At 67.8% G+C, this 5,508-nt stretch carries 5 protein-coding genes; 2 read left to right on the top strand and 3 right to left on the bottom strand.

What is annotated here, in order from left to right; all coding sequences use genetic code 11:
* The first annotated feature begins 13 nt into the window (after window positions 1–13).
* Together Q8814_RS24030 and Q8814_RS24025 are read left to right on the top strand one after the other, a co-directional pair.
* Window positions 14–1,102 (top strand): MCE family protein, encoded by a 1,089-nt coding sequence (locus tag Q8814_RS24030; protein ID WP_330154485.1) that lies wholly within the window; start codon window positions 14–16, stop codon window positions 1,100–1,102.
* Entirely contained in the window at window positions 1,099–2,310 is a 1,212-nt protein-coding gene (locus Q8814_RS24025) for an MlaD family protein (RefSeq protein ID WP_330154483.1), read from the top strand. Before Q8814_RS24030 ends, Q8814_RS24025 begins: the two co-directional genes overlap by 4 nt.
* A gap of 86 nt (window positions 2,311–2,396) precedes the next feature.
* Here the strand turns inward: Q8814_RS24025 and Q8814_RS24020 are convergent, their stop codons facing one another.
* From Q8814_RS24020 to Q8814_RS24010, 3 genes are all read right to left on the bottom strand, one after another.
* Complete coding sequence (locus Q8814_RS24020) at window positions 2,397–3,527, bottom strand: nitronate monooxygenase (RefSeq protein ID WP_330154482.1); 1,131 nt, start codon at window positions 3,525–3,527, stop codon at window positions 2,397–2,399.
* A gap of 86 nt (window positions 3,528–3,613) precedes the next feature.
* Window positions 3,614–4,864 carry a CaiB/BaiF CoA transferase family protein gene (locus Q8814_RS24015; RefSeq protein ID WP_408015977.1) on the bottom strand — a complete coding sequence of 417 codons (1,251 nt, stop codon included), beginning with the start codon at window positions 4,862–4,864 and terminating at the stop codon, window positions 3,614–3,616.
* 20 nt (window positions 4,865–4,884) lie between these two features.
* On the bottom strand, window positions 4,885–5,508 hold a 624-nt coding region (locus tag Q8814_RS24010), incomplete at its 5' end, for an aldehyde dehydrogenase family protein (protein WP_330154481.1).

Here is a 5,508-nt window from a genome sequence, read left to right as displayed (position 1 = left end):
ACACGCGAAAATCGTGGGCACGCTCGCATGTGTCGTGGTCGTTGCGGGCGGGTGCGGCTTCCGAGGACTGAATTCTCTCGATCTCCCGGGGACCCGCGGGCACGGCGACGGAGCCTACGAGGTCACCGTCGAAATGCCGGACGTGACCACCCTCGACCGCAATTCGCGCGTCCGGGTCGCAGATGTGACCGTGGGCCGGGTCTCCGGCCTCCACCTTGCCGACGGGCACGCACGAGTGTCGGTGATGCTGGACGCCGGAACGGTGCTGCCCGCGAACGCGACCGCGAAGATCGGACAGTCCAGTCTGCTCGGGTCCGCCCACGTCGAACTCGCGGCGCCGGTCGACGAACCCGCGCAAGGCCGGCTCGGCGACGGCGACCTCATTCCGCTCGCCCGGGCCGGCGCATTCCCCACCACCGAGCAGACCCTGTCGTCGCTGGCGCTGGTACTCAGCGGCGGCGGGCTCGCGCAGGCGCAGGTGATCAGCCGGGAACTGAACAGCGCGCTCGGCGGCCGTCAGGAATCGGTGCGGTCGTTGATCACCAGGCTCGATGCCGTCCTGACCGGACTCGACGGCCAGAAGCAACAGATCATCGGTGCCATGGAGTCGCTCGACGCGCTCACCGTCGAGGTCGCCGCCCACAACGAGCAGTTGGCCGCCGCGACCGATCAGCTCGCGCCCACGCTGGATGTCCTGGCCGCGCAGGAAGAGAACCTGACGCGAGCCGCGGATACGCTCGGACAGTTCGGGAGGGTCGCGACCGAGGTCGTGCAGTCGAGCGGCGACGACCTGACGGCCAACCTGCGCGACCTCGAGCCCGTGCTCGCGTCGCTGGCCGCGGCGGGTGACTCCCTCACCGAATCACTGCGCTACCTGCTCACGTTCCCGTTTCCCATCGACACGTACCGCAATGCGGTGCGCGGTGACTACGCCAACGGCACCGTCGTTCTCGACCTGACGTTGCCCACCCTCGAGAACGCGCTGCTGCTCGGCACTCCGTTCGAAGGGGCACTGACAGGCACCGGCCGGCCGATCCCGGACCTGGTGTCGCTGCTCGTCCCGCCGCTGCCGACCCCACCCACCGCGGAGGTACCCCGATGAACCCCACCTCGGCACTGCGGCGGCGCCTGGCCGTGTTCTTCACCATCGGGGTGGTCGCCGTGACGATCCTGGCTCTCGGGTTCGTGCAGCTGCCGCAACTGCTCGGGGTCGGCCGGTACGAGGTACGGCTCGCCATGCCCGACGCCGGCGGACTGTATCCGACGGCGAACGTCACGTACCGCGGAGTCGGGATCGGCCGCGTCACCGCCGTCACCAGGACGACCGGCGGCGCCGAGGCCGTGCTGTCGCTCGATTCGGATGTGCCGGTGCCGGCGGGCGCCGCCGTTCAGGTGCGCAGCATGTCCGCGATCGGCGAACAGTACGTCGAGTTCCTGCCCGGCGGGGACGGTTCCCCGCACCTGGGAGACGGGGATCTCGTCGCGCAGGAGCGGGTGACGGTGCCCGAACCGATCGGTGCGGCACTGGATCAGCTCGACGCGACGCTGCAGTCGGTCGGCACGGAACGTCTGGCGGTACTGCTCGACGAAACCCACACCGCGGTAGCGGAATCCGATACGGCGCTACGCACGTTGATCGATGCGGCGGCGGCGATCGGCGCCGACGCGGCCGAAAGCATCGACAGCACAGCAACACTCATAGATCAGGTGGGCCCGCTGCTGGAAACGCAGGTCGTCGCGTCGTCGGCGATCGGGCAGTGGGCGGCCGCGCTGGCCGGCACCACCGGTCGATTACGTGATTCGGACACCGACGTACGCACCCTGCTCGAGGTCGCCGGCCCGGCCGCGACACAGGTCCAGGCCCTGTTCGAGGAGATGGAACCGACCATTCCGCTGCTGCTGGCGAATCTCGTCACCGTCGAACAGGTGGTGGCGGTGTACCGGCCGTCGCTCGAGCAGATGCTCGTGCTGTTCCCCTCGATCATGGCGTCGACACAGTCGGCAGGGTTACCCAACATCGACAATCCCGCGCAGAACACCTACTTCGTGAATTCGTACAACGATCCGCCGCCCTGCATCACAGGCTTCCTGCCACCCGAGCAGCGCCGCTCCCCTACCGAACTCGACGTGCCCGCCACCCCGACCGATCTGTACTGCAAGTTGCCCGTCGACTCCCCGATCGCGGTGCGCGGCGCACGGAACATGCCGTGCATCGAGTACCCGGGACGGCGCGCCCCCACGGTGCAGTTGTGCCGCGACGGCGGATACGCGGCAGCCGACCTGGAAGACCTGCTGACACCGCCGAGGTGAACAAGCCCCCGTCGGCATACGGGAGGCGGGTACGAGCATGGTTGCCGCAGCGCAGACAACCATGCTCGTCTTCGCCGTAGGTCCGCTCAGGCGTTCGCGGCCTCGTTCAGACGCTCGAGTGTTCCCGTCGCGTCGAGGTACTCCTGCACCCACCGCTCGATGACCACGGACGTCTTCTCCACCTTGGAGAACTGGCCGACGACCTGACCCACCGGGTTGAAGGCGACGTCCACGGATTCGTCCGGGTACTTGTGGGTCGCGGCGACAGCCATACCGGACACCATGTACTGCAACGGCATACCGAGCGGCTTCGGGTTGCCCTCCTGCTCCCACGCCTCGGTCCAGTCGTTGCGCAGCATCCGGCACGGCTTGCCGGTGAACGAGCGGCTGCGCACGGTGTCACGGCTGGAGGCCTTGACATAGGCCTCCTGCTGAACCGGAGTGTTCTCGGCTTCTTCGACCATGAGCCACTGCGAGCCCGTCCACGCGCCCTGGGCGCCCAAGGCCAGCGCTGCCGCAATCTGCTGGCCGCTGCCGATACCTCCGGCGGCCAGGACAGGAACGGGCGCGACCTCCTTGACGACCTGCGGCCACAGCACGATCGAGCCGACCTCGCCGCAGTGTCCGCCGCCTTCGCCGCCCTGCGCGATGATGATGTCGACTCCGGCGTCGGCATGCTTGCGGGCCTGCCCCGGGGAGCCGCACAGCGCCGCGACCTTGCGACCCGCGTTGTGGATGTGCTCGATCATGTCGGCCGGCGGGGTACCGAGTGCGTTGGCGATGAGCGTGACCTTCGGATGCTGCAGCGCCACCTCCACCTGCGGGGTGGCCGTGGCTTCGGTCCAGCCGAGAAGCTGCAACGCGTTATCGTCGCCAACAGGCAACGGAACACCATGGTCGGTGAGGATCTTGCGGCCGAACTCGAGGGTTTCCTGCGGCACCATCGACTGCAGCATCGTGGTGAGTTCTTCGGCGGACAGGTTCGCATCCATGCCCTCGTACTTGTTCGGGATCACGATGTCGACCCCGTAAGAACGGTCGCCGATGTGCTCATCGATCCAGTTCAGCTCGATTTCGAGTTCTTCGGGAGTGAACCCGACGGCGCCGAGGACTCCGAAGCCGCCGGCCTTGGCGACGGCGACAACGACGTCGCGGCAGTGGGTGAACGCGAAGATCGGGAACTCGATGCCGAGTTCGTCGCAAAGGGGCGTGTGCATTCGGCACTCCTCGGTAGAAGACTGAAACGTGTTCTACATTAGTGCGGCACCAGCCGAATGGCTATGGCCCATGCGCACCGAAGCACTCAGATGACGCCGCGCGCACGCAGATCCTTCTGCTCGGCCGCGGTCAGCCCGAGCACGCCGCCGTAGACCGCGCCGTTGTCGTAGCCCGCGATCGGCGCACCGGCCCGACGCACCGAGCCCGGTGTCCCCGCGAGAACCGGCACCACGCCGGGACCGAGCACCTCCATTCCGGTCCGTTCGTCGTGGTGTTCGACGAGCATGTTCCGCGCCCGGAACTGTGGATCGGCGACCACCTCGGCGACGGTGTTGACCGGGCCCGCCACGACACCGGACGCGGACAGGTGCTCGAGCAGTTCGGCCAGCGGCCACTTCGCTGCCCACGCGCCGATCAGGTCGTCCAGCTCGTCCTGGTTCACTCCGCGCGCAAGGTGATCGGCGAACCGGGGATCGCCGGCCAGTTCGGGACGTTCCATTGCACCGCACAGGCGACGGAAGACGGTGTCCTGGTTCGCGGCGATGACGATCCACATGTCGTCGGCCGTGCGATACAGGTTGGACGGTGCGATCCCTTCGAGCCGAGTGCCGGACGGGCCCCGGGCCACGCCGGCGGCGTCGTAATCGGGGATCACCGATTCCTGGATGGCGAGGCACGCCTCGGTCAGCGCGACGTCGACGATCTGCCCCCGTCCCGTCCGTTCTCGGCTGAGCAGCGCCGCGAGGATGCCCTGTACGGCGAACATGCCGGCGAGCGAATCCCCCAGCGACAGCGCGAGACGCGGCGGCGCCTGCCCCGGATAGCCATTCAGGTGCCGCAGCCCGCTCTCGGCTTCGGCGACGGAGGCGTATCCGGCATGTCCGGCCTTGGGGCCGGTCTGGCCGTACCCGGACACACGAGCGAGCACGATGCCCGGGTTGATCTCGCACAGCACGTCGTAACCGAGACCCCATTTCTCGAGGGTGCCCGGCCGGAAGTTCTCGACGACGACGTCCGACTCGGCGACCAGCCGCCGAAACAGGTCCTGTCCCTCGGGAGCTCGCAGGTCGAGGGTGATGCAGCGCTTGTTGCGTGCGTGCACGGTCCAGAAGAAGCGGTGCCCGTCCCGTTCACCCTGCCCCCACGTGCGGAGCGGGTCGGGGCGTTTCGGGTCCTCGATCTTGATGACGTCGGCGCCCATGTCCCCGAGCAGGCGCCCGGCGAACGGCCCGGCGATCAGGGTGCCCAGTTCGAGCACCCTGATCTGGTCGAGCGCCCCCTCGGCAGTGGCGGCCTGCGTCGTCTCGGACTGCGGGCCTGCAGAATCGGTCGTCACGTGCAGTGTCCGTCCTTCGGTCAATACCCGAGGTGAACCGTCTTCTCCTCGGTGAACGCCTCGAGGCCGCTGCGGCCGAGCTCACGCCCGATCCCGCTGGCCTCACGACCACCCCAGGGTAGTGCCGGATCGGGTACGCCCCACCCGTTGACCCACACCGTGCCGACGCGCAGCTGCGGGATGACGCTGTGCACGGTGGACAAGCTCTGACTGAAGATGAACGCGTTGAGCCCGTACTTGGTGGTGTTCGCGAGCCGCACGGCTTCCTCGGTCGTCTTGAATGTGATGACGGTGGCTACCGGACCGAAGATCTCCTCACGGGCGATCGTCAGGTCGTTGGTACCCCGGAACACGGTGGGCTCGACGAAGAATCCGCGGTCGCCGACACGGGACCCACCGGTGACCAGCTGAGCACCTTCGCTGCGGCCCTTCTCGATGTAACCGAGAATGCGGTCGAGCTGCTTGCGGTTGACGATCGTGCCCTGCGTGCTGGCGGCGTCGAACGGATCACCGACCACCGAGCTGCGCGCGAACTCGACAAGACCTTCGATCACCTGATCGGCGATCGATTCGTGCACGATCACACGTGTGCCCGCCGCGCACACCTGACCCTGGTGATAGAAGTTGCCCATCGCGATCCACGG

The sequence above is a fragment of the Rhodococcus chondri genome (assembly GCF_036327435.1).
In the GTDB taxonomy this organism is placed as follows: Bacteria; Actinomycetota; Actinomycetes; order Mycobacteriales; family Mycobacteriaceae; genus Rhodococcus; species Rhodococcus chondri.
The sequence above is the reverse complement of the archived record's forward strand: the minus strand, read 5'-3'. Positions and strand labels throughout refer to the sequence as shown.

Excerpts from the sequence above, each read along its gene's own strand:
- Q8814_RS24025 (WP_330154483.1), top strand. The coding sequence starts at position 1,099 with ATGAACCCCACCTCGGCACTGCGGCGGCGCCTGGCCGTGTTCTTCACC.
- Q8814_RS24020 (WP_330154482.1), bottom strand. The coding sequence starts at position 3,527 with ATGCACACGCCCCTTTGCGACGAACTCGGCATCGAGTTCCCGATCTTC.